Below are 25,583 nucleotides of genomic sequence, written 5' to 3'. Positions count from 1 at the left end.
TGCAAAACATTTACTGAAATCAGAAGAGGTATAATTTGTGTCCATTGTAGTTTCTTGTCTTAAAAAGTGCTAAACTAGTACTGTAAAAAAATACACTACAATGCATGCAGTTAAAGGGGTGTAGGAAATGATTAGTCAACTTTCATGGAAAGTTGGAGGCCAACAAGGTGAAGGAATTGAAAGTACAGGAGAAATCTTCTGTATTGCATTAAACCGACTAGGTTATTATTTATATGGTTATCGTCATTTTTCATCACGAATTAAAGGTGGTCATACAAACAATAAAATTCGCGTAAGTACAACAGAAGTACGCGCGATATCAGATGATTTAGATATTTTAATCGCATTTGATCAAGAAACAATTGATTTTAACTTCCACGAACTACGTTCTGGTGGAATTGTTGTTGCAGATGCAAAATTCAATCCAAGCATTCCTGAAGGAACAGATGTAACTTTATATGCAATTCCATTTACGGATATTGCTTCTGAACTAGGTACATCTTTAATGAAAAACATGGTTGCGGTTGGAGCGTCTAGTGCGGTATTAGGGTTAGATGAAAAAGTGTATTTAGAAGTTGTAGATGAAATTTTCGGTCGTAAAGGAGAGCAAGTTGTTCAGAAGAACATGGAAGCAATTCAACGCGGCTCTCAGTATATGAAAGAATTGCTCGGCGAAAAAGTAAATATGATGCAACTTGAAAAAGCAGATGGAAAAAAACGTATGTTTATGATTGGGAACGATGCAATCGCATTTGGTGCAGTAGCTGGCGGTGCTCGTTTTATGTCTGCTTATCCAATTACACCTGCTTCTGAGATTATGGAATACTTAATTAAGAAGCTTCCAAAAGTAGGAGGAACGGTTATTCAAACTGAGGACGAAATCGCTGCTTGTACGATGGCAATTGGTGCAAACTATGCTGGTGTACGTACATTAACAGCTTCAGCAGGTCCTGGTTTATCTCTCATGATGGAAGCAATTGGATTAGCTGGGATTACAGAAACACCTCTTGTAATCATTGATACACAGCGTGGTGGACCAAGTACAGGGTTACCAACAAAACAAGAACAATCTGATTTAATGGCAATGATTTACGGAACGCATGGTGAGATTCCAAAAATCGTTATGGCGCCAAGTACTGCTGAAGAGGCATTTTATGATATTGTCGAAGCGTTTAACTTATCTGAAGAATACCAAGTTCCTGTTATCTTTTTAACAGATTTACAACTTTCTTTAGGTAAACAAACAGTAGAACCGCTTCAATTAGAAAAAGTTGAAATTCGCCGTGGTAAACTTGATTTACATGCTGAGCTACCAGAGCGTGAAAATAAAGCATACTTCAAACGTTATGAAGTAACAGAAGATGGCATTTCACCACGTGTTGTACCTGGTATGAAAAATGGTATTCACCATGTAACAGGCGTAGAGCACGATGAAACAGGTAAACCATCTGAGTCAGCGCTTAACCGCAGCGCACAAATGGACAAACGTTTCCGTAAAATGGAGAATATTAAGTTTAATACCCCTGTATATAAAAATGCAAAATATGATGACGCTGATGTATTATTAGTAGGCTTTAACTCAACTCGTGGTGCAATTGAAGAAGCGATGGAACGTTTAGAGCAAGATGGATTAAAAGTAAATCATGCTCATGTTCGCTTAATTCATCCATTCCCAACGGATGAAATGTTGCCGCTTGTGAAAGATGCAAAACGTGTTGTCGTTGTAGAAAACAATGCAACTGGACAGCTTGCTAATATTATGAAGATGAATCTTGGCTCTGGTGAGAAAATTTCTAGTCTGCTGAAATATAACGGAAACCCATTCTTGCCAAAAGAAATTTACAACGAATGCAAAAAAGGGGTTGTTTTAAATGGCAACATTTAAGGACTTTCGTAATAGTGTAAAACCAAACTGGTGTCCAGGTTGCGGTGATTTCTCAGTACAAGCAGCAATTCAGCGTGCTGCTGCAAATGTAGGATTGAATCCTGATGAATTAGCGGTTATTTCTGGTATCGGTTGCTCCGGTCGTATTTCTGGTTATATTAACTCTTACGGCGTTCATAGTATTCATGGACGTGCCCTTCCAATTGCACAAGGTGTAAAAATGGCAAATCGTGATTTAACAGTTATCGCATCTGGTGGTGACGGTGACGGCTTTGCAATCGGGATGGGACATACAATTCATTCTATTCGTCGTAATATTGATATTACGTACATCGTTATGGATAATCAAATTTACGGTTTAACGAAAGGTCAAACTTCACCACGTAGTGAAGCGGGCTTTAAAACGAAAAGTACGCCGCAAGGATCGATTGAGCCAGCGTTATCTGTAATGGAAATGGCATTAACTGCTGGAGCAACGTTCGTAGCACAAAGTTTCTCTAGTGATTTAAAAGAATTAACACAGCTAATTGAGGCTGGTATTCAACATAAAGGGTTCTCTCTCATCAACGTATTTAGTCCATGTGTAACATATAACAAGGTAAACACGTACGATTGGTTCAAGGAGAACTTAACAAGACTTAGCGAAGTAGAAGGATATGATCCATCTAATCGTATGCTTGCTATGCAAACATTAATGGAAAACAAAGGTTTAGTAACAGGTTTAATTTATCAAAATACAGAACAACCTTCTTACCAAGAGCTTGTAAAAGGCTATAGTGAAGAACCATTAGTTCATGCTGATCTGCAAATGGATCAAAAAATGTTTGATGAGCTTGTAGCAGAGTTCATGTAATAGATGAAAGGCTATCGAAACTTCGGTAGCCTTTTCTGATACAAAATTATGATTACGTCTATTCATAAATAAGATGTACTTTCTTTACTGTGAAAATTCAGAATGATAAAATAATAAATGAGAGTCATATTATATGAGCTCCCCTTATTCCCCTTAGTATCAGGTGAAATCGTTCATGAATCCAAGCTATCTCTATTGTTTAATTTGACTGAACGCTTTATACTATAATAATGTGTATAGGAATGAAGCGATATGCTTTTTTATAAGAACAACTTAAACAACAACTAAAAGTTAAAACTTTGAATATGTAAGGTTGAAAGGAGATTATTCATGAACGAAGAGCAACGATTAGCAGGTCAACAAGCAACTTCAACTACTAAAAAAGCAGAAAAAGATTACAGTAAATATTTTGAAAGTGTATATCAACCACCTTCTTTAAAAGATGCGAAAAAACGTGGAAAAGAAGAAGTTAAAATTGAACGTGACTTTGGCTTACCAGAAGAGTTTCGTAATTTTGGTGCTGGAAGAAAGTTTTATATCCGTACTTATGGATGTCAAATGAATGAGCATGATACAGAAGTAATGGCTGGCATCTTTACGACTCTTGGATATGAGCCAACATTCTCTACAGAAGATGCAGATGTGATTCTACTAAATACATGTGCAATTCGTGAAAATGCTGAAAATAAAGTATTCGGGGAACTTGGTCATTTAAAATCTTTAAAACAAAGAAATCCTGATCTTTTAATTGGTGTATGTGGTTGTATGTCACAAGAGGAATCTGTCGTAAACAGAATTATGCAAAAGCATCAGCATGTAGATATGGTATTTGGTACACATAATATCCACCGCCTGCCATACATTTTAAAAGATGCTATGTTTGCGAAAGCGACAGTTGTTGAAGTATGGTCAAAAGAAGGAGATGTCATTGAGAATCTTCCAAAAGTACGCCGCGGGGATATTAAAGCGTGGGTAAACATTATGTACGGATGTGACAAATTCTGCACGTACTGTATCGTACCGTATACACGTGGTAAAGAGCGTAGTCGCCATCCTGAAGACATTATTAAAGAAGTACGTCATTTAGCGGCAAATGGTTATAAAGAAATTACGCTACTTGGTCAAAACGTAAACGCATACGGAAAAGACTTCGAAGATATGAAATATGGTTTAGGAGATCTTATGGATGAACTTCGTAAGATTGACGTAGCACGTATTCGTTTTACAACAAGCCATCCGCGCGACTTTGATGATCATTTAATTGAGGTACTTGGAAAAGGTGGTAATTTAGTTGAACATATTCACTTACCGGTGCAATCTGGAAGTACGGATATGTTGAAAATTATGGCACGTAAATACTCACGTGAACATTATTTAGAACTTGTACGTAAAATTAAAGAAGCGATTCCAAATGCAGTACTAACGACAGATATTATCGTCGGTTTCCCAAATGAAACAGATGAACAATTTGAAGAAACGATGTCGTTATATCGTGAAGTAGGATTTGATAGTGCATATACATTTATTTATTCACCACGTGAAGGTACACCAGCTGCAAAAATGCAGGATAATGTACCGATGGAAGTGAAAAAAGAACGTTTGCAACGTTTAAATGCATTAGTAAATGAATTTTCTGCGAAGAAGAATAAAACGTATGAAGGGCAAATTGTTGAAGTGCTTGTTGATGGAGAAAGTAAAAATAATCCTGATGTACTTGCAGGTTATACACGTGCCAATAAACTTGTAAACTTCGTAGCTCCAAAATCTGTAATCGGTCAGCTTGTAAAAGTGAAAGTAACAAAAGCAAAAACTTGGTCTCTAAACGGGGAATTGGTTGAGGAGCCGATCGAGGTGAAATAATAGATGAAAATCTTTACAAAAGATGAAATTGTAGAGCAAGCGAAAGAATTAGCAAAAATGATTTCTGAAACAGAAGAAGTGGATTTCTTTAAACGTGCAGAAGCGCAAATTCATAAAAATGAAAATGTAAAACGTACGATTGATGAAATTAAAGTTTTGCAAAAACAAGCAGTAAATTTACAGCATTATGGGAAATGGGAAGCGTTAAAAAAGGTAGAATCGGATATTGATGCGCTGCAAGATAAACTAGATGAAATTCCAGTTGTCCAACAGTTTAAATCTTCTCAAACATATGTAAATGATTTATTGCAGCTTGTCGCAAGTACAATTTCAAACACGGTCACAGATGAAATTTTAATTTCAACTGGCGGCGATGTGTTAAAAGGAGAGACAGGTGCTGAAGTAGCAAATAAAAAAGGCACGTGTGGATGCTAAAAAAGATGTCGAGTTCGGCATCTTTTTTTGTTTCGTTTCTAATAGATGACAATTTATCATGCACTTCTTGAAGTTTCAATGGTTGTTTGCAACTTCTGAAAATCAGAGATTTTCTATTATAAAATGAAAGGTGCATGGCTTTTTCAAAAAAGAATAACACATTCCGCATTTGTCCCGCATATAATGAATTGAACATTCATTGAGGAGGGTTTCGTATGTCCGAATTTAGAGAGATTATTACGAAAGCAGTTGTGGGAAAAGGGCGTAAGTATATGAAAACAACTCACACTGTTGAGCCGAATCATCCGCCGACAAGTATTCTGGGATGCTGGGTTATTAACCATGCATACGAAGCAAAAAAGAATGGAAAGTATGTAGAAATCGAAGGATACTATGACATTAATACATGGTATTCGCATGATGAAAATACGAAAACTGAAGTGGTAACAGAGCGTGTGCATTACACAGATGACGTGAAAATTGGCTATCGTGATAAGGGGGTTTCTGGGGAAGATATCGAAATTATTGCACGTGTCGTGCAACATCCAAATTGTTTAGAAGCAGTGATTTCACCAAATGGGAATAAAATGGTTGTTACAGTAGAACGTGAATTTGTCATAGAGGTTGTCGGCGAAACAAAGATTTGTGTAAGTGTGAATCCAGATGGTTGTGAAGAAGATGATACGCAATTTGAAGTGGATGATGATGAGTTTGAAGAACTGGATCCGAACTTTATCGTAGAAGCGGAAGCGGAAGAAGAATAAGCTGAAGCTAGGAAGAACATCTTCCTAGCTTTTTGTATATGTTTCAGATGATGGATCAAAATCATTTGTGTATAATTGTGTTATAATATATTTTTAAAGTGAAAAAGAGAGATATATGGAGGAGCAAAATGGCACAGTACACGCCGATGATGCAGCAATATTTAAAAATCAAGGCAGATTATCAAGATGCCTTTTTATTTTTTCGATTAGGTGATTTTTATGAAATGTTCTTTGAAGATGCTGTAAAAGCAGCACATGAACTTGAAATTACATTGACAAGTCGTGATGGGGGCGGAAGTGAACGAATTCCGATGTGTGGCGTACCGTATCACGCTGCGAAAAATTACATTGAACAATTGATTGAAAAAGGATATAAAGTAGCAGTTTGTGAACAGGTTGAAGACCCGAAAACAGCAAAAGGTGTTGTACGCCGTGAAGTCGTTCAATTAATTACACCAGGAACGATGATGGAAGGTCGTACGATAGATGAAAAGGAAAATAATTTCCTTGCAGCATTAGCACAGTTTGAGGATGGTTCCTATGCATTAGCTTGTAATGACTTAACGACAGGGCAAAATACAGTAACATTATTAATGGGAACACTTGAAGATGTATTACTAGAAGTATACGCAACGGGTGCGAAAGAAATTGTTGTATCTTCTACGTTCTCTAAGGAAGAACTAGACAAGCTGTTAGCAACACTAAAAATGACAGTTTCATATGAGGAAGAAACAAAAATTCCAGAGAGTCTTATGCATCTCGTTCAAAATGTGACGCAAACAAAACTACTTGCAGCAGTTGGACGTTTATTTAACTATGTCTTACGAACGCAAAAACGTTCTTTAGATCACCTGCAACCTGTGGAAATTTATTATACAAATCAATTTATGAAGATTGATGTCCATTCTAAACGTAATCTAGAACTAACAGAAACCATTCGAACAAAAGAAAAAACAGGTTCGTTACTATGGCTCTTGGATAAAACGAAAACAGCGATGGGGGGACGTATGTTAAAACAGTGGATGGAACGTCCGCTCATCCAAAAAGAAAAAATTGAAGAACGTTTAGAAATGGTTGAAACGTTTGTGAACGATTATTTCTTACGTGAAGATTTAAAAGAAAAACTAAAAGAAGTATACGACTTAGAGCGGTTAGCAGGAAAAGTTTCATATGGTAGTGTTAATGCGCGCGATTTACTGCAATTAAAGCGTTCCTTACTGCAAGTACCAGCCATTCTAGAAGCGGTTAGTCTGTTAGATAATTCTTATGCTGCAAGGTTAATTCAAGGCGCTGATCCGTGCGAAAGTCTAGCGGCGTTACTAGAGAGAAGTATTCAAGAAAACCCGCCGCTTTCGATAAAAGATGGTGACATTATAAAAGATGGTTACAGTGAGAAATTAGATCAGTATCGTTATGTAAGCAAAAACGGGAAAACGTGGATTGCAGAGCTTGAAAAACGTGAGCGTGATATAACGGGAATTAAATCATTAAAGATTGGTTATAATCGCATTTTTGGCTACTATATTGAAGTCACAAAAGCAAATCTATCTGCACTTCCAGAAGGGCGTTATGAGCGGAAACAAACACTTGCGAATGCAGAACGTTTTATTACAGATGAGCTAAAAGAAAAAGAGACATTAATTTTAGAAGCAGAAGAAAAAATCGTTCAGTTAGAATATGATTTATTCACAGCTCTTCGTGAAGAAGTGAAAGTATTTATTCCGAAATTGCAGCAATTAGCAAAAATTATTAGTGAATTAGATGTCCTTCAAAGCTTTGCAACTGTAAGTGAAGAAGAACAATTTGTAAAACCAACATTAACGGGAAAACGAGAAATTTTTATTAAAGATGGTCGTCATCCGGTCGTTGAAAAAGTATTAAATGGAAAATTGTATGTTCCGAATGATTGTATCATGCCTGAAAATATGGATGTTTTTTTAATTACTGGTCCAAATATGTCTGGTAAAAGTACGTATATGCGTCAATTAGCACTGATTACCGTGATGGCGCAAATCGGTTGTTTTGTACCGGCAGCAGAAGCAGTTCTACCTGTGTTTGACCAAATCTTTACGAGAATTGGGGCAGCTGATGATTTAATTTCAGGCCAAAGTACGTTTATGGTCGAAATGTTAGAAGCGAAAAATGCGATTGCGAATGCATCGGAACGAAGCTTAATTTTATTTGATGAAATTGGACGCGGTACATCTACGTATGACGGTATGGCACTAGCGCAAGCAATTATTGAGCATATCCATGATCAAATTGGTGCGAAAACGCTATTTTCAACACACTATCATGAATTAACAGTTCTAGAAGAAAGTTTAGATAAGCTAAAAAATGTGCATGTTTCAGCAATTGAAGAAAATGGAAAAGTTGTCTTCTTGCATAAAATTCAAGAAGGAGCAGCAGATAAGAGTTACGGTATTCACGTTGCTCAGCTTGCAGAGCTACCAGATAGCTTAATTGCTCGTGCTAAAGAAGTATTAGCGCAGCTTGAAGGACAAGAGGAAGTAATCATTCCGAAACGAACGGAAATGAAAGTTTCAGAAGAAATAGTGCAAGAACCTGTAGTCGTAAAAGAAGAACTAGATGCATTGCCAGAAGAAGTGGAAGAAGAATCACAGCTATCCTTCTTTACAGCGGAACAACGAGTGAAAAAAGAAGACAAACCTGCGCTTGATTCAAAAGAAACAGCAGTATTAACGCAAATTAAAAAAATCGATTTACTTGATATGACACCGTTAGAAGCGTTAAATGAACTGTACCGTTTACAGAAAAAGTTGAAGAAAGGATGAGTAAGTAGATGGGGAAAATTCGCAAACTCGATGATCAGCTTTCTAACTTAATTGCGGCAGGAGAAGTGGTAGAACGCCCTGCCTCGGTTGTAAAAGAACTTGTCGAAAATTCCATCGATGCGAATAGTACATCTATTGAAATCCACTTAGAAGAAGCTGGATTATCGAAAATTCGCATCATCGATAATGGAGATGGTATCGCGGAAGAAGATTGTATTGTTGCCTTTGAACGACATGCAACAAGTAAAATTAAAGATGAAAATGATTTGTTTCGTATTCGGACGCTTGGCTTTCGCGGTGAAGCATTGCCAAGTATTGCATCTGTCAGTGAATTAGAATTAATCACAAGTACAGGGGATGCACCAGGAACCCACCTTGTGATTAAAGGCGGCGAGATTTTGAAACAAGAAAAAACAGCGAGCCGTAAAGGAACGGACATTACGGTTCAAAATCTGTTTTTTAACACACCAGCACGCTTAAAATATATGAAAACGATCCATACAGAGCTGGGGAATATTACCGATATTGTATACCGCATTGCTCTGTCGCATCCAGAAGTCTCATTGCGTTTGTTTCACAATGAGAAGAAGCTGCTTCATACATCAGGAAATGGTGATGTAAGACAAGTCCTTGCAGCAATTTACAGCATTCAAGTTGCGAAAAAATTAATTCCAATTGAAGCAGAATCGTTAGACTTTACGATTCGTGGTTATGTGACCTTACCAGAAGTAACACGTGCATCTCGGAATTATATGTCAACGATTGTAAATGGTCGTTACGTTCGGAATTATGTCTTAATGAAAGCAGTGCAACAAGGCTATCATACATTGTTACCTGTTGGACGTTATCCAATTGGTTTCTTATCAATTGAAATGGATCCGATGCTAGTTGATGTGAACGTTCATCCAGCAAAATTAGAGGTTCGCTTCAGTAAAGAACAGGAACTATTGCAGCTGATTGAAACAGCATTGCAGAATGCTTTTAAAAAGATTCAACTCATTCCTGATGCCGGCTCTGCAACAAAGAAAAAAGAAAAAGATGAAAGTGTCCAAGAACAGTTTCAATTTGAGCATGCAAAACCGAAAGAACAAACCATGCCAAAGATCGTTCTGCCAAGTGGAATGGATGAACTAGAAGAAAAACCGAAGTCACAACCACCGCTTTGGAATCCACCAAAACAAGAATGGCTACCGCCAGAGTCTCTTGTAAAAGAAGAAAACAATTGGCAACCGTCTAAGCAAATTGTAGAAGAACCGCTATCAGGGGAGAATGATTGGGAAGACCATGAAGAAGATTTTGAATTAGAAGAACTCGAAGAAATGCAAGAAATCGAAATGAACGGAAACGATTTACCACCGTTGTATCCAATTGGGCAAATGCATGGAACATATATTTTCGCCCAAAATGATAAAGGGTTATATATGATTGACCAACATGCAGCTCAGGAGCGCATTAACTATGAATATTTCCGTGATAAAGTAGGACAAGTAACGCCGGAGGTACAAGAATTACTCGTTCCGTACCGAATTGATCTATCGCTTAATGAATTTTTGCGCATCGAAGAACAACTAGAAGAACTGAAAAAAGTAGGAATCTTTCTAGAGCAATTCGGCCATCAATCGTTCATTGTCCGCTCACATCCAACATGGTTCCCAAAAGGACAAGAGATGGAAATTATCGATGAAATGATGCAGCAAGTATTGAAATTGAAGAAAGTTGATATTAAAAAATTACGCGAAGAAGCAGCCATTATGATGAGCTGCAAGGCATCAATTAAAGCAAATCAATATTTAACGAATGATCAAATCTTTGCCCTATTAGAAGAACTACGAACAACAACAAATCCATATACATGCCCGCACGGTAGGCCAATTATTGTGCATCATTCGACTTATGAGCTTGAGAAGATGTTTAAGAGGGTAATGTAAATAAAATAGCGCTAAACTCTTTATTTATAAAGGGCTTAGCGCTATTTTTTATAAAATTGACCACATTGTATCAATTTGTTTGCTGAAAAGCTTTTTCAAATCGATCTGATGATTCCTTTTGCATGTCGAAAGTCACATGAGAATAGGTGTTCATTGTCATTTCGATAGATGAATGTCCTAATCGTTCTGATACAATCTTCGGATGTTCTCCAAGAAGTAACATAAGTGATGCATGTGTATGACGCAAATCATGAAAACGGATTTTTTTCACATTGGCTTTTTTTATTGCTTTAGAAAAGTGATTGTATACATAGTTTGGATTCAGTGGACCACCTTTTTCGTTTTGGGAGCACTTTAAAATATTAGCTTGATGGCTATGTGGTGGTACGCCAAATAGTGTAGTTAACAATCTTTTATATGTTGTGTAACTCAAAATCAAATGTTTATAAAATTAAGACTACCAAGGTATTTAGAGTTCAAGGTGGTTACACAAGATATAAGATATGGGTAAGTAAAGGAAAGTATTATATGTTTTTTCAAATTCCTAAAAGAGTTCTATAGATCAATAAAATATGTTTATTTGAAATTGTCACATTCCTGTAACATAAGTGATTTATCCTATAATAGGAAACTAACATGAAAGGAAGGGGAATTTATGAAAAAAATCATACCGATAGTCGCATTAATAGGCATGATGAGCTTAGGAATGCAAGAAATGAATGTGAAAGCTGAGACATACAAAAGTGCAGGTTCCAAAATGGATTTTTGGAATTCTAAAAGAACAGGCACTAATTTTATGAATAGCACTTCATTACCTGAGAATTACAAGAGTGCAAAGGAGGCCAATATTGAATATGTTCGTTTAGCACCTGATAAATGGGCAAAAGATAAAGCTTTCTTCTCTGGAGACAAACCAGATACACCAGGAAAAGATTTTCTTATAGGTAATGCAGATAACTATCAAGGATTAGTGAAAGAGGATGTAGCAAAATTAAAAACAGATTTAGATGCTGCACAATCACAAGGAGTTAAGGTTGTACTTACAATGCTTTCATTACCTGGTGATCGTTGGCGTCAATTTAACAATAATAAGAATGATGATAGAATCTGGGAAGAAGAAAAATATCAAGAACAAGCAAGCCAATTTTGGAAGGACCTTGCTCTTGAATTAAAGGATCATCCGGCTGTGGTTGGTTACAATATTATAAATGAGCCACACCCAGAAACATCTAAGAAAAATAGATATAATGATTTTTGGACGGAAGATTATGAGAAATGGTATTCAAAAGTGAAGGGGACCCCAGCAGATTTAAATAAATTTTATCAAAAAGTTGTTACTTCAATTCGTGAAGTAGATAAAGAAACACCCATTATTTTAGATTCAGGCCTATATGCCACACCTTGGGCTTTTAAATATCTTAAACCAGTTAAAGATAAGAAGACATTGTATGCATTTCATATGTATGAGCCATATCAATTAACAAGCCAGCGTGAAAATCAAAATAAAGAGTATCAATATCCTGGAATTGTAAAAGTAGGAGATTTAGAAACACCTATGATGTGGGATAAAGATGGATTAAATAAATTCTTACAGCCTGTTCAAAATTGGTCTAAGAAAAATCATGTACCATCTAATCGAATCATTGCTGAGGAATTTGGAATTAACCGTACTGCTCCTGGGGCACCTCAATACATGCAAGACTTAATTTCTATATTCAATCAGAAAGGATGGCATAAATCATTCTATGCATTCCGTGAAGATACTTGGACAGGAATGAATTATGAATTAGGAACAGGAAAAATAAAGTGGGACGAAGAGGGGAAACCAATATGCCAAGATAATCCACTTTGGGATGTAATAAAAAATGATTTACAATCTCATAAACTTCTCAAGTTAGGCGACCGAGTATGGGAAGATAATAATCAAAACGGCATTCAAGATTAAAGTGAAAAAGGAATGGAAGGCGTTCGTGTTCAACTGTTAAATAAAGATGGTAATGTAGCAAAAGAAGTAAAACAGATAAAGAAGGGCACTACTTGTTTGATGGGTTAACAGCAAACACATATCGTGTACAAGTAGAGAAACCATCCGGTTATGCCTTCATGCCAAAACAAAGTGGACAAGATATAACGGTTGACTCCAATGTAAGAGAGGCTGGAGTAACAGACACTATTACTCTTTCAAATGAGCGATCCCATCAATAAAAAGAAAATAAAGTTGAGTAGCCTATTATATCATCATTATAAGGGAGTATTACTGCACGTAAAAGTTTAATTGGTGATACCCCATCACCATCAACTTAAGAAATCAAGTCACCCCAAAAACGACAAAGCTAGCTTCTTATTTGAAAAAAGATAAGAAGTGAGCTTTTTTGTCTGCTACGATAATGATTGGCTATGTAAGTCACATTTTTATACCAATAATTGTTTTTATGATAACTACATATGAATAGAATTCACTTTTTAGGAATACATAAAATATATACGTACAAGCCTATCCTACTCACTACATCCTTAGTGAAAATAGGATTCTATAAATTTTGGAGGAAGATATATGCAAAAAAAAGTTCTCCTATTTACAGATTTGGGAATTGATGATGCATTTGCAATTTTGTATACTTTTTTTCGTAAAGATATTCAACTTGTAGGGATTGTCGCCGATTATGGAAATGTATCAAGAGAGAATGTTATCAGAAATATTAACTATTTGAAGTACATTGCAGGAAGAGAAGAGATACCTGTATTCCTTGGTGCTTCTGTACCGTTGACAGGTATATTGGTTCAGTATTTCCCCGAGGTACATGGAAAAGTCGGATTAGGACCTATCATTCCCCCTGAAATTTCTTATCCAGTTTATCCCTTAAATGATATTTACCAAGTTATACATTCAAATTTAGAAGATCTTACAATTATCAATTTGGGAAGACTTTCTTCGTTAGCTACGACTTTTGTATTAAATTTAGAAACAATGCGGAACGTAAGGGAATGTATTTGCATGGGCGGAGCTTTTTTTTATCCAGGTAATGTGACTGCTGTAGCTGAAGCTAACTTTTACGCCGATCCTTATGCAGCAAACTTAATTCTGCAGCATGCGAAGAACTTGACAATTATCCCGTTAAATGTAACTCAACATGCGATTGTTACACCCGAAATGGTCCAACAAATCGATGCATTTCATCAGAATACACAGGATCTTGCAGGAATCATCATCAAACCTATGTTAGACTATTATTATAGTTTCTACTCCAAGTCTAATCCCGGTATAAGCGGAAGTCCTATGCATGATTTTGTAACAGTGTGGTATTTGCTGAATCAAGAGGCTGTTAGCCTTTCAAGAGTACCCATTAAAGTAATTCCTGATCAAGGAGAAGGATTTGGTCAAAGCATTGCAGACTTTCGTTTTGTGACTAATCCAGGTTATAAAACGCATAATGTAGCTTTTCAGTTGGATTATGAAAGATTCAAGAAGGATATTATGGAAACGTTCTTACAGAAGAGATTGTAACATACTTTATTAACTTCAGATAATACGGATTACGTGAATGAAAAGTAAACTCAGATTTTTTGAAGTGACTTTTCTAGGTTTCTAGATAGAGTGACTATCCCTAGGGGGATTTGATTAAAAAAATGTTTTAGACTATAGAAAAAAGTCTTAGACTGTTAAAAATAGTTGTAGAAAAATTATTGGAGATTTTCTAGGTGAACATCTTCCTTGTACTACTATGATTTATGTGGTGGCATTAGCAGCTCCTGTATTTAAAATAGAGGTAGACGCTTGGGCATGCAAGGAAAATATTTGAAATTAATAAATAATTATAAAATTTATGAAAATTTGAAATTAAAACTTTTTACTATAAAATATATTGAAAAAAGAACTTACCCAAATTAGGAACATTATTGATTACAATAAACTTTGAGGAGAGAATTTGCGTGATAGAGACGGTTATTAAACTTAAGAATTCCATAGGTATTAATGTTAAGTATTCAATAAAGAAAAAGCCTGCTGTTTTATTTCTTCATTTTAGTGGAGGAACATTGAACATGTGGGATGGTGTTTTACCTATATTTGAAAAGGATTTTAGAATTATTACCCCTGACTTTCGTGGGCACGGAAAATCAGATAAACCAGAGACTGGATATCATATTGATGACATGGCACATGATATGTATCTTTTACTTCAAGAATTAGATATTAAAGAATGTCATGTTGTAGGTAGTTCGTTAGGTGCAGAAGTTGGCTTGAGTCTTGCTGTGTCTTATCCAGGATTAGTATTATCATTAGTTTGCGAAGGCGCACTTTATAATGAATTTGGAGAACATGGATTGTTTAACGGTAGTGAGGACGAAATTGAGAAAGAAAAGAAAAAAATGCAGATTCAATTATCTGAAAGAAAACTTCCATTATTTAATACACCTTATGAATACATAGAAGAACATAAAACATCTTTTGTAAAACAAGGACTTTGGAATGAACATTTTTCTACTTTTCTAAAAAGTACGATACAAGAGACGGAAGATGGACATTTTACAAGCCATTATCAAAACTATGTTAGAAATGAATATATTCAAAAATACTGGGATGTTAAATTCGAGGAATATTATGAAAACGTAGAATGTCCTATTTTATTTTTACCTAGTAAAGAAGAATGGGCTAATGAAAAGATTAAAAACAATTTTAAAGCTTTTACAAAACTAGTAAATACATTTGAAGTTAAATTAATTGAAAATTCCGTCCATGCATATGTTTGGATGCAATTCCCAACTATAGTTGCTGAAGAAGTTAGACTTTTTATTAGTAAACAGAAAGGTTTTGATTCAAAATAAAATTTGTTAAATAATTAAGAGTTACAAGAATAAGTTGGTTATAATGGTTCTGGCATTGGTAAAGCCTTGGTTAGTTGATAAATTTAGATGATTGTACAAACGGGTAAGAAAGGAATATTTCAAGGTTGTATAAAAAAATCTAAACCTACTTTTGTTCAGCAATCGGGCGTGATTGTGGAGCAATACTGATAGAAAATGATTAAGCTTTTATAAAAACAAAACGTAAAACTGCTAGTTAAGAATCCATTTTTCAAAATGGATTCTTTTTATTTATTAAAATATAATCAAGAGCTTTTTCACTTTCTGTACATAACAATTTTTAAAAGAAATGCATGTTATCTGCATTTAATCTTTACATAAAACCTATACCATATCAGTATATCCAGAAGGCGTTGCTAGATTTATAGATGGTTAAGGAAATTTAGTATTTGCATTTATATTTGTAGGGGTTTCAAACAATCATGATTAACCAAGTCTATTAGATTGTAATGATAGTAGTCAAAAATAAGTTGGCCAAGAGGAGGAACTTTTTATGAACAAAAAAATAATTATATATCCTATATTGACATTTATAAGTTTTGCATCGGTTTATTTTCTATTGAGTTCAAAAGTAACAGGAACTAGTTCTGAAGAGGTGTTATGGAAAGAAGGACAAGTTCAAAAAAAGTTATAGTCATTGATCCAGGACACGGAGGAAATGACCCTGGATCTATTGGACAAAAAGGAACAAGAGAAAAGGATATAACTCTTAAAACAGCTAAAAACATTCAACAAAAACTTGAGGAAAAGGGAATGACTGTAATATTAACGCGTCAAGATGACACGTTTGTATCATTAAAAGATCGCGTTGCTATCGCTGAAAATAAGTCGGCAGATCTCTTTCTTAGTATTCATTATGATGGTTTCACAACTAATGATGCAAAAGGAGTAACAACTTATTATTACAAAGGAGAACAAGCACTAGCGGAAACCATACATGAAAATTTATTCAAACATATACAAGCAAAAAATAGAGGTGTAAAATTTGGCGATTATTATGTATTACGTGAAAATCAAAAACCATCAATTTTACTTGAGCTAGGTTATATTACAAATCAAGAAGACGAAGAACGAATGAATTCGCAGGAGTTCCAAACAAACGTAACTTCTGGAGTTGTTAGCGGTATTATAGAATATTTCAAAAGTTAGTAGTTTAATTAAATATAAGTAAAAAAACGACGTAAAAACTCCTTTCTTTTTGGGGGAGGACGAGAGCATCTGGCTGTGCATAGAAGCGGTCAGGGCCTTTTTCTGCCACATGCGAAGTTTAAAACAAATGGAGGAAGCAAGTAGCGGTCGTGTAGTGTTCTGCATAGCAGTGACTTATATGTCGAAAAACTAAAATGGATTTGTATATATTTAAAGTTTTCATTTCAGTAAAAAAAATTATTTCATTGAAATTTTTAAAATAAAGATTACTAGAAAGGACATAATAGAATGTTTCCAAAAGGACTAAAAATAGCAGTCATTATTTCAATATTTGCTTGTATCACACTAGGTTTTTTTATGTTTCAATTTTTTACATCACCTGCAAAGGGAGTAATGAATCAAGAAAATGTTGTTCAGCTTGCAAGTGAACAAACAAAAGTAGAAATGAAAAAAACGGCACCAGATGAATACAATGGTCAGGTTCGTAAAATAGCATACTTAACATTTGATGATGGACCAAGTGTGTTTCAAAAAGAAATCTTAGATATCTTAAAGCGTAATAATATAAAAGGAACGTTTTTTATGATTGGTGGAAACATCCCAGCGCATAAAGAAAGTGTAAAGCGTTTAGTAAATGAAGGGCACTACCCAGGTGTTCATAGTATGACACATAATTATGGAAAGTTATATACACAAGGCAAATTTGTCGAAGAAATGCAACAAGCGCAGGATATTATGAAAGAAGTAACTGGAGTTCATCCAAAGCTTGTTCGTTGTCCGTATGGGAGTATGCCTGGTCTTACAGAGGCATTACGAGATCAAATGGTAACTGCTGGTATGAAAGAGTGGGACTGGACAATAGATTCTTTAGATTGGCAGTTCCCAGGAAATCCGGATGCTGTTGTTCAAAAAACAATTTCTCAAGTTAGTCAAAATCGTGAAGTCATTTTAATGCATGAAAAATCACAGACAGTGCAGGCGTTGCAAAGAATTATTGATGATCTTCGTAACAAAGGTTATGAATTTGAAGTGTATGATGAATCTTCTCATTTCCCATTAAACTTTTGGAAGGATAATCGTATCTAAGTAGGAGGAATTGCAGATGAGATATAGAAAACAGGCATTTATAATAGCATTATCAGTATTCTTGTTGTCCGGATGTTTAGGACAACAAGCAGAAGAAGAATTATATATGGCATTTGAAAATGCTGCAAAACAAGAAAAGGAAATGTTTGAGGATACGAAAACATTAGCAGCATTAGAAAAGCAAGGCCAAGAGTTATATACTCAAATTACACATGAGGGAAAAGAGAATAATCAAGTAGTAAAAGAAAAGTTAGATCAAGCTGTAACAAATATACGTGATCGTGAAAAAATATTAGAGAAGGAGAAAATTTCCTTAAGAAATGCAGAAGAAGAAATGAATTCTGTTGATAAATATATAAAGAAATTAGAAGATAAGAAGCTACAAGAACAGGCTGAAAAAATTCAAGAGACGTACAAAAATCGTGCCGATTCTTTTAAGAAATTGTATGATGGTTACAAACAATCATTACAATTAGAACAAGAACTGTATACAATGCTACAAGCGAAAGATGAAAAACTAAAATCAATTAGTGAGAAAATAAAAACGATCAATCAATCTTATGAACAAATTCATTCAGAAAAGGATAGATTTAATAAATACACTAATGAATATAATCAGGAGAAAGTAGCTTTTTATAAACAGGCAAATATTAAAATGAAAGAAGTAAAAAAATAAAACGATTGTAAAAACGAAGTTTATTTCGTTATTCTTGATATTATGCAATAGGTCGTTGGTCTATTTGTTGTTGAATTAAAAAAAGGAGCAGTAGGATATGTCTAAAAACATTTTAATTGTTGAAGATGAAGATATTTTACGTGAAATTTTGAAGGATTATTTTTTAAATGAACAATATAAAGTATTTGAGGCAAGTGATGGGAAAGAAGCCTTATCCTTGTTTGAAGAAGAAGAGGTTCATTTAGTTATTCTTGATATTATGTTACCAGAATTAGATGGTTGGTCCGTTTGCCGAAGGATTCGTAAGACATCTCAAGTGCCAATCATTATGCTAACAGCACGTGTTGATGAAGATGATACGCTACTTGGATTTGAGTTAGGAGCAGATGATTATGTAACAAAGCCATATAGTCCACCTATTTTATTGGCAAGAGCAAAACGATTGCTTGAAAGCCGAAAGCTTGTAAGTAAATCTCCAAGTAATGATAATGACACGTTATCTATTAATGGGATTTATGTTCACTTTCCATCGCGTATCGTTACTGTAGATGGGATTGATATTAATCTGACACATACAGAGTTTGAAATATTAACGTATTTTATGAAGAACCAAGGGATTGTTCTGACAAGGGAACAATTGATTACAAAGATTTGGGGCTATGAATTTGTTGGTGATGATCGGACCGTGAATAGCCATATTCGTAATTTGCGAAATAAATTAGGAGACAAGGCGAAGTATATTACGACTGTTGTTCGGATGGGGTATAAATTTGAGGGGAATGTATGAGAAGAGGTATTGTACTAAAACTATTTATCCTTACGGCAGCCTTATGCATGTTAATTTTAGCAACAATTTTTATTGGACAAACGATATTTTTTAAAAAATATTATGAGAATCGAAAAGTGAATAATATTCAAACAAATATGACCTCTTTTGAGAAAGCGTATTTAAGTAATCATAATACAGAAGCAATTCAAAAACTTGAACAAGACTTTTATCGAGAAAATAATACGTGGATTACAACATTAGATCGTTATGGGAATTTAAGGGGTTTGAATGATTTTTATTTAGAGGTGAAGTTAGATCGTGCTTCACAAAATGAATTGGGAAAAGCGACCGTTACAATTCCCTTATATAATCTTTTGAACATCGATGAGATTGAACATGAAGAGATATTTCGTAAGCCAGGTACAAAAGTCTCTCTTTTTGGGATTGAGAAAGATGATACGTTTATTCCGTCTTCAATTACTATGGCAAATGGAAGTTTAAATTGGACAAATAAAACACTTAATAAGAAAATGAATGAAATTAATTTGGAAATAAAAAAGGGCAATAAAAAAAAGAGCGAAGTCCCTTATACTTCTTTTACAGGTAGTGTTGTGAAACTTCAATTCCCTGATAAAACAGCAGGGGGAAATACAATATATAAAAACAACTTATTTATGGAAAGTATAAGAGAATTTCAAACGGATTTATTGTTAAATGAAAATCAACAGACACAAGACTCCTTACAAATAAATGACTATGAAAAAAATGATATAAAATATAAATTATTAATTAAACCGATAAAAGAAAAAGATGGCTCGTTGACCTATATATTCGCGATGGCTTCCTTGCAGCCGGTAGATGAAGCTGTACAAATGGTAAAAGATTACTATGTATATCTCATTGCATTTGTATTGGTTCTTATTTTTCTTGCTTCCTTTTATTATTCAAAACAGATTGCCAAACCTTTATTACGAATAAATGATACAACGAAAAAAATTGCACGTTTAGATTTTTCGGAAAAGATTCCAATTACTTCAAAAGATGAGATTGGTGATTTATCACAAAATATTAATATGTTATCTAATACACTACATTCACATATTGAACAATTGGAACAAGACATCGAAAAAGAAAGAAAATTAGAAAATACACGGAAAGAGTTTATTTCAGGTGTCTCACATGAATTGAAGACGCCACTAAGTATTATGAAAAGTTGTATTTCTATTTTAAAAGATGGGGTAGCAGAGCACAAAAAAGAATATTACTTTCAGGCGATGGAAAAAGAAGTGGATAAGATGGATATATTAATTTTAGATATGCTGGAATTAGCTAAATTTGAATCTGGTACATATAACATGAAGATGGATTCTTTTTATATTGATGAGATGATTGAGGAAATATGTGAGCAGCTCTCATCAGAGATAGAGAAAAAAGAACTTCATGTTTACAAATATGTATATTCAGCTGAAGTTATTGCCAATCAAAACCGTATTGAACAAGTAATTGTTAACTTTATTACGAATGCAATCCGCTATACACCAGAAAAAGAAGATATTATTATTTCTACAATAGACGAGCAAAATTGTATAAAAGTTTGTATCGAAAATAAAGGTGCCCATATTGAAGAGGAACAAATAGATAAAATTTGGGAACGTTTTTACCGGATTGATACAGCTCGTCAACGCTCACAAGGTGGAACGGGGCTTGGACTTGCTATTTCCAAGAATATTTTAGAACTTCATAAAGTGGAATATGGGGTAACGAATACGGTAGATGGTGTGTTGTTTTATTTCTATTTACGGAAAAAAGTGTAGAATTTCTTTGAGTCCACTGAGAAAGTTTATATTCTTTAAACAAGTGAAGGCTTTCTCGATGAAATCGAGGAAGCCTTCACTATTTTCATGTGTAATAGTTGTACTAATTCTAGGTGGTGACCCGAATGTTTTACTTAGCGTATATTTTCGTTGAGGGAGTACTTCAAAATCTTAACTTGATGGGCATGCGGCAGCACCCCGTTAACAAATTCCGATTCATCTTTTTATGAACGGTGTGTCTGTGTTTTAAACCAACACGTGACCTTGATATAATGGTATTTCACAGTCCTATATAAGATTTTTCGCTAAAATAGTTCACCAGCCATTACCGTCATAAACTCCTTAAAAAACTGTTCGTAATTCATATGTATTGCAATCCTATGTTTTGGACGATTACCAAATGTTTCGGGTTCAAAAGTGGATCTAAAATCCCCTATGCTTTGTCCTCGTAAAGTCTCAAGTACATTAACCATTACAGACGATTGATAGTACGTAAAAATATCATCACGATTAAGCGCAATCAAAGTCAGCGCATCATGAACTGGACTACCTTGTATGCCAGGAACTTTTTTTTGATAAAATTGATAATAGTAATAGTCTAAAAGAGGCTTTAAAAACTTAGTTTTTCCTTTAGAGTGAATATAATTGACCATTTCTGGTGTTACAATAGCCAGTTGTGTAACATTCAAAGGATAAATTGATAAATTTTTTGCGTATCTCATTACAATATTAGCCGCTACAGGATCACCATAAAAATTAGCTTCTGCAATTGGAGTAACATTTCCCGGATATAGAAAAGCTCCCCCCATAATATAATAAGAATGGACATTTTTCATCACATCTCCATAAAGGAGAAATAAGGTTGCAAGAGAAGTTAATCTTCCAGTATTCACAATAATAAGTTCGTTTTTGTACTGTTTAATAAGTTTGAGAACTTCAAAGAAATTCTCAAATATTTTAAGCTCTAGTCCTGGTTGAATGGGTCCTATCCCAAATGTGCCGTGAACTTCTGGATAAAAAGTTTCCACTTCTGCAGCCATGGAATGTTCCGCCCCGCCAAAAACTTCTATATATTCTTTTCCGACACTTTTAAGTAGAAAACGAACATTTCTAATCACTTCTGTTTGTGGTACATTCCCATAATCCGCAACAATTCCTATCACATCAATTTTATCTGTTAAATGTGCATATGTAAGAGCTATCGCATCATCAATTCCAAAATCTCCAAAAAACAATACTTTTTTTCCCATACACTTTTTCTCCTTAACTTTAGTGTTAGCCTTTTAAATTATTGAGGATAATTAGGGATTAATAAGATTGTTCCTATACCTTTTTGTAGCCATGTGTACAAATAAAATGAAACTTCCATCAGTGGAGAGTTTTTTCATCTCCCACTGATGGAAAGCCCGCCCAATCGGGCTTTTACGGGCAGTTATCCCCCACCTATCTTCTTTAGAAAAGCGGAAGCGGCTTGCTCAGAAGCGCAGGACGCCCACGTCCCTGACAAAGAGGCGCTTTTTGCCTCGGCGGAGGGGGCGAAACGACCGGAGATTCTAGCCGCTAGAGCTGGACAATGAAGAAAAGTGGAAGTGGCTCGTCCAGAATGTGAGGGGGATGGAGCTTCTGACGTAGAGGTGTATTTTACCTCGTAGGAAGAAGCGAAGCCACCGAAGATTCTAGCCACTGGAACTGGACAATACTCTCTCCGAATCTTGAGGTGAAGGTCTTACTGCCCACGAATAGCGGGATAAATTAATTTAGTTAGCATACACTTTCGGGAAAAGAGAACAAATTCCTTTTGTATGAAATGAAATAACTAGAGTTAGTATAGTCATATGGACACAACTTAGTTAATTCCTTACAATGGGTTGTAAGAAGGGAAAAAATGTAATGAAGAATTTTAAAAAATAGTGGTTGAATTATATTATTCAGGACAATTTGTAAAAGAATTAAGCAGCGATTATGGCATGTCAGGAGTAACAGTTTATAAATAGATTAAAACATATTCTCTTATCACATCAGTGGATAAAGATGAAATGATGCTAGAAGATCTAAAACGAATGAAAAAGAAAGGAATGAAATAAAAAAAGCTATGGCTATATTCGCGAGAAAATAAAAGATTAGGAAAGAGAGAGAAACAAAATGAAATTAGCAATTCAAACTAAAAATTTGACAAAGTCTTTTGCAGATCAACCGATTGTAAGTGATTTAAACCTATCTGTTCCTGAAGGAAGTTTATATGCTTTTATTGGACCAAATGGTGCAGGAAAAACGACAACTATGCGAATGTTATTAGGATTAATTCCATCAGATAACGGAACGGTATTATTTAATGATAAAGATATAAAAGAGTGGAAAGAAGAATTATTTGAAAATGTCGGTTGTTTTATTGATTCACCTACCTATTATCCTAATTTAACAGCATATGAAAACTTAGCATATGTACAAAAAATGATTAATAAACCTTTGGATGATATAGACAGAGTATTAAAGACTACAGGGATATATAAAGCAAAAGATAAAAAAGTTAAAAATTTTTCTTTGGGAATGAAACAGAGGCTAGGTATTTCGTTTGCTATTCTCAATAACCCTAAAATATTGATTCTTGATGAGCCAACAAATGGATTAGACCCAGAGGGAGTACATGAAATAAGAAATTTATTGCTTCATTTAGTAAAAAATGAGGGGAAGACTATTTTTATTTCTAGCCATAATTTAGCTGAAATTGAAATGATAGCAGATCACATAGCATTATTAAATAGGGGGAGTGTAATCTATGAAGGGAAATTAGATAGTATTATTACTTCGGGAGAGTATATCGTTCATATTAATAATACGGATGCTACAGAAAGGATATTAAGTAACGAAGGCATACCTTATAGTATAGAAAAAGAAGGGGTATTTAAAATAGTAATCAATCAAGATGGTGTTCCTAATTTAACCAGAATATTAATTAGTAATGATATAGATATTTTTGAAGTTAGCCCCAAAAAACAAACATTAGAAGAAGTATTTTTATCTTTAACTAAACAAAAGGAGCTTCTATAATCATGCAATTTATCATTAAAAGCCTAAATGGCGAGATGAAGAAAATTGGTGGGAGAAAATTATTATTACTTTCTTTGCTTTTTTCATTATTATCAAGTTTTTTGTGTATAAGTTATTTTATGTATAACAAGAATCATCCTGACATGTTTCAACCCAAAAATCTTATAGCAATTACAATGAACTTTAATACACTAACGTTAATCATTTTTTCTGCTTGTATGTGGTATTTTATCATTTCTTCGGAAAATAAATATGGAACTTGGGCCATTATTTATACTAAGCCTATTTCGAAATTTAAATTATTAATATCTAAAAATTTATTGTTTCTGCAGTTCTATTTCGTCTTTAATATTTTTAATTTTTTAATTATAGGTATTTATACTTGTTTGAATCAATATGAAATATCAATGCCCTATTTTTTAAAAATGATGATACTTTGTACTTTTTTATCCTTAACAATACCATATTCGCAATTGCTTTTTCATCTAATTATAAAAAAAGGGATTCTTGCCGCGTCTTTGTCAGTTATTTGGATTTTCTTTATCGTAACATATGGATTGTTCCCTGTAATGTTCACAAAGATATTTCCAATATTTTATGCATTTAATATAGTAAATGACTTAGTTTTTAAAGAAACAACTATTTTATTGTATCTCGCAATCTCTTCAGTATATATTCTAGGGATAATGTTATTATCTGTGAGTTTTAAGTATTATACATATGAATAATAAAGGGTGAAAAAAATGGGTATTATAGGTGAATATAAAAAAAGTCTTAACAATGGATTGTATATCCTGCTACTCGTATTTCTTTTGATACCAATTAGTTTTCAAGTCTTTCTAACATTACTTGCCCAATTAAAAGATGGCATTGCAATGTATATAGCGATTATGAGCCTTTTTTGTAGACTATTTTTACCTATTTCTATAGGTCTATTAGTATCATTTTCTTTTGTAAACGAATTTAGAAGAAAAGGGTATATGTCCGCTATTTATCATGGGATTACTTTAAAAACTATATTAATTAATAAGTTTTTGTTTTGTTTAATAACTATTTTTTGCTATTTAATATGTGCTTTAATCATAACTAGCTTACCAATAGCATTAACAGTAGATAATCTCGGCACCGTTTATCAAAGTGTAAGTTTATCTATACTTTTTATGGTAATTAGCTCTTTAATTATAGTTAATCTTCATTTTCTAATAAATATAATATTCTATAAAATACCATTACTTTCACTAATAGTCGGGTTTATAGGTGGACTTGGAAGCTTTTTGATCTCCTCGACAAAGTATTGGATACTATTCCCTTGGTCATATCCGGTTAGAAGTCTTTATTTTGATAGTATCGAAATTGAATATTTGTATATTATTGTAACTGTATACTTCTTATCGTTAATAATTTGTATATTTACGTTGTCTATTTTATATAGTAAAAAATCAATGAGATGGAATTAAATTTACATGGAAATATACTCTTTAAAGGTGTTGTATTACATAATGGGTTAAAAAAGCCCTCTTGAGTATTAAAATGTACCCTATAGAGTAGACACTAAAAAAGTCTATTCTATAGGGGATTTCTTATATGATAGGAGAAAAATTAGATTGGAGAAATATATTAAAAAGGGGAAATTCGTCGTTAAATTATAACCTTTTTTT

Annotated in this window: 20 protein-coding genes and 4 pseudogenes; 22 read left to right on the top strand and 2 right to left on the bottom strand. The window is 34.1% G+C overall.

What is annotated here, in order from left to right; genetic code table 11:
• Positions 1-127: 127 nt before the first annotated feature.
• From BM350_RS01755 to mutL, 7 genes are all read left to right on the top strand, one after another.
• Positions 128-1,885 carry a 2-oxoacid:acceptor oxidoreductase subunit alpha gene (locus BM350_RS01755; RefSeq protein ID WP_090912854.1) on the top strand — a complete coding sequence of 586 codons (1,758 nt, stop codon included), beginning with the start codon at positions 128-130 and terminating at the stop codon, positions 1,883-1,885.
• The gene (locus BM350_RS01750; protein ID WP_090912856.1) at positions 1,872-2,738 is read left to right on the top strand and encodes a 2-oxoacid:ferredoxin oxidoreductase subunit beta; all 867 of its coding nucleotides are present in this window, start codon (positions 1,872-1,874) and stop codon (positions 2,736-2,738) included. Before BM350_RS01755 ends, BM350_RS01750 begins: the two co-directional genes overlap by 14 nt.
• A 330-nt stretch (positions 2,739-3,068) precedes the next feature.
• Positions 3,069-4,598, top strand: a complete 1,530-nt coding sequence (miaB, locus tag BM350_RS01745; protein ID WP_090912857.1) for a tRNA (N6-isopentenyl adenosine(37)-C2)-methylthiotransferase MiaB — start codon at positions 3,069-3,071, stop codon at positions 4,596-4,598.
• Positions 4,599-4,601: 3 nt separating this feature from the next.
• A complete protein-coding gene (locus tag BM350_RS01740; protein ID WP_090912859.1) occupies positions 4,602-5,033 on the top strand; it encodes a YlbF/YmcA family competence regulator in 432 nt (143 codons plus the stop codon).
• Positions 5,034-5,248: 215 nt separating this feature from the next.
• On the top strand, positions 5,249-5,797 hold the full coding sequence (gene cotE, locus BM350_RS01735; protein WP_090912861.1) for an outer spore coat protein CotE: 549 nt from the start codon (positions 5,249-5,251) through the stop codon (positions 5,795-5,797).
• A 128-nt stretch (positions 5,798-5,925) separates the two neighbouring features.
• On the top strand, positions 5,926-8,592 hold the full coding sequence (gene mutS, locus BM350_RS01730) for a DNA mismatch repair protein MutS (RefSeq protein ID WP_090912863.1): 2,667 nt from the start codon (positions 5,926-5,928) through the stop codon (positions 8,590-8,592).
• 8 nt (positions 8,593-8,600) lie between these two features.
• Complete coding sequence (mutL, locus tag BM350_RS01725) at positions 8,601-10,520, top strand: DNA mismatch repair endonuclease MutL (protein ID WP_090912865.1); 1,920 nt, start codon at positions 8,601-8,603, stop codon at positions 10,518-10,520.
• Between the two features lie 70 nt (positions 10,521-10,590).
• On the opposite strand, the gene BM350_RS01720 is transcribed toward mutL, so the two are convergent.
• Positions 10,591-10,953: a tyrosine-type recombinase/integrase gene (locus BM350_RS01720; protein WP_348272194.1), complete on the bottom strand. Its 363-nt coding sequence runs from the start codon at positions 10,951-10,953 to the stop codon at positions 10,591-10,593.
• A 222-nt stretch (positions 10,954-11,175) separates the two neighbouring features.
• Between BM350_RS01720 and BM350_RS01715 the strand changes: the two are divergent.
• From BM350_RS01715 to BM350_RS01675, 11 genes and pseudogenes are all read left to right on the top strand, one after another.
• Positions 11,176-12,405 (top strand): annotated as a pseudogene (locus BM350_RS01715) (cellulase family glycosylhydrolase); the annotation flags it as partial.
• Between the two features lie 9 nt (positions 12,406-12,414).
• Positions 12,415-12,710 (top strand): annotated as a pseudogene (locus BM350_RS27980) (SdrD B-like domain-containing protein); the annotation flags it as partial.
• Between the two features lie 364 nt (positions 12,711-13,074).
• Positions 13,075-14,025: a nucleoside hydrolase gene (locus tag BM350_RS01705; protein WP_090912869.1), complete on the top strand. Its 951-nt coding sequence runs from the start codon at positions 13,075-13,077 to the stop codon at positions 14,023-14,025.
• A gap of 169 nt (positions 14,026-14,194) precedes the next feature.
• A pseudogene (locus tag BM350_RS27385) lies at positions 14,195-14,320 on the top strand (RidA family protein); the annotation flags it as partial.
• A gap of 130 nt (positions 14,321-14,450) precedes the next feature.
• Positions 14,451-15,344 carry an alpha/beta fold hydrolase gene (locus BM350_RS01700; protein ID WP_090912870.1) on the top strand — a complete coding sequence of 298 codons (894 nt, stop codon included), beginning with the start codon at positions 14,451-14,453 and terminating at the stop codon, positions 15,342-15,344.
• 532 nt (positions 15,345-15,876) lie between these two features.
• Positions 15,877-16,017, top strand: a complete 141-nt coding sequence (locus tag BM350_RS26720) for a hypothetical protein (RefSeq protein ID WP_170857636.1) — start codon at positions 15,877-15,879, stop codon at positions 16,015-16,017.
• Entirely contained in the window at positions 15,984-16,532 is a 549-nt protein-coding gene (locus tag BM350_RS01695; RefSeq protein WP_090912873.1) for an N-acetylmuramoyl-L-alanine amidase family protein, read from the top strand. Before BM350_RS26720 ends, BM350_RS01695 begins: the two co-directional genes overlap by 34 nt.
• 288 nt (positions 16,533-16,820) lie before the next feature.
• Positions 16,821-17,618 carry a peptidoglycan-N-acetylglucosamine deacetylase gene (locus BM350_RS01690; RefSeq protein ID WP_090912874.1) on the top strand — a complete coding sequence of 266 codons (798 nt, stop codon included), beginning with the start codon at positions 16,821-16,823 and terminating at the stop codon, positions 17,616-17,618.
• Between the two features lie 16 nt (positions 17,619-17,634).
• Positions 17,635-18,294, top strand: coding sequence for a YkyA family protein (locus tag BM350_RS01685; RefSeq protein WP_090912876.1), 660 nt, complete (start codon positions 17,635-17,637; stop codon positions 18,292-18,294).
• Positions 18,295-18,391: 97 nt separating this feature from the next.
• Complete coding sequence (locus BM350_RS01680) at positions 18,392-19,081, top strand: response regulator transcription factor (protein WP_090912878.1); 690 nt, start codon at positions 18,392-18,394, stop codon at positions 19,079-19,081.
• On the top strand, positions 19,078-20,877 hold the full coding sequence (locus BM350_RS01675) for a sensor histidine kinase (protein WP_090912880.1): 1,800 nt from the start codon (positions 19,078-19,080) through the stop codon (positions 20,875-20,877). Before BM350_RS01680 ends, BM350_RS01675 begins: the two co-directional genes overlap by 4 nt.
• A gap of 305 nt (positions 20,878-21,182) precedes the next feature.
• Here BM350_RS01675 and BM350_RS01670 read toward each other — a convergent pair whose 3' ends face one another.
• Entirely contained in the window at positions 21,183-22,127 is a 945-nt protein-coding gene (locus BM350_RS01670; RefSeq protein WP_090912882.1) for a nucleoside hydrolase, read from the bottom strand.
• Between the two features lie 657 nt (positions 22,128-22,784).
• On the opposite strand from BM350_RS01670, the pseudogene BM350_RS27380 reads away from it, so the two are divergent.
• The 4 genes and pseudogenes from BM350_RS27380 to BM350_RS27375 all read left to right on the top strand — a co-directional run.
• Positions 22,785-22,953 (top strand): annotated as a pseudogene (locus BM350_RS27380) (IS3 family transposase); the annotation flags it as partial.
• 66 nt (positions 22,954-23,019) lie between these two features.
• Positions 23,020-23,925: an ABC transporter ATP-binding protein gene (locus tag BM350_RS01660; protein ID WP_090912886.1), complete on the top strand. Its 906-nt coding sequence runs from the start codon at positions 23,020-23,022 to the stop codon at positions 23,923-23,925.
• Positions 23,926-23,927: 2 nt separating this feature from the next.
• Positions 23,928-24,653 (top strand): ABC transporter permease, encoded by a 726-nt coding sequence (locus BM350_RS01655; RefSeq protein ID WP_090912888.1) that lies wholly within the window; start codon positions 23,928-23,930, stop codon positions 24,651-24,653.
• A 15-nt stretch (positions 24,654-24,668) separates the two neighbouring features.
• Positions 24,669-25,382, top strand: a complete 714-nt coding sequence (locus BM350_RS27375) for an ABC-2 family transporter permease (protein WP_090912890.1) — start codon at positions 24,669-24,671, stop codon at positions 25,380-25,382.
• Positions 25,383-25,583: the final 201 nt, after the last annotated feature.

This window comes from Bacillus sp. 103mf (assembly GCF_900116295.1).
In the GTDB taxonomy this organism is placed as follows: domain Bacteria; phylum Bacillota; class Bacilli; order Bacillales; family Bacillaceae_G; genus Bacillus_A; species Bacillus_A bruguierae.
Note: the sequence above shows the minus strand (reverse complement) of the source record. Positions and strands in the feature narration are given on the sequence as shown.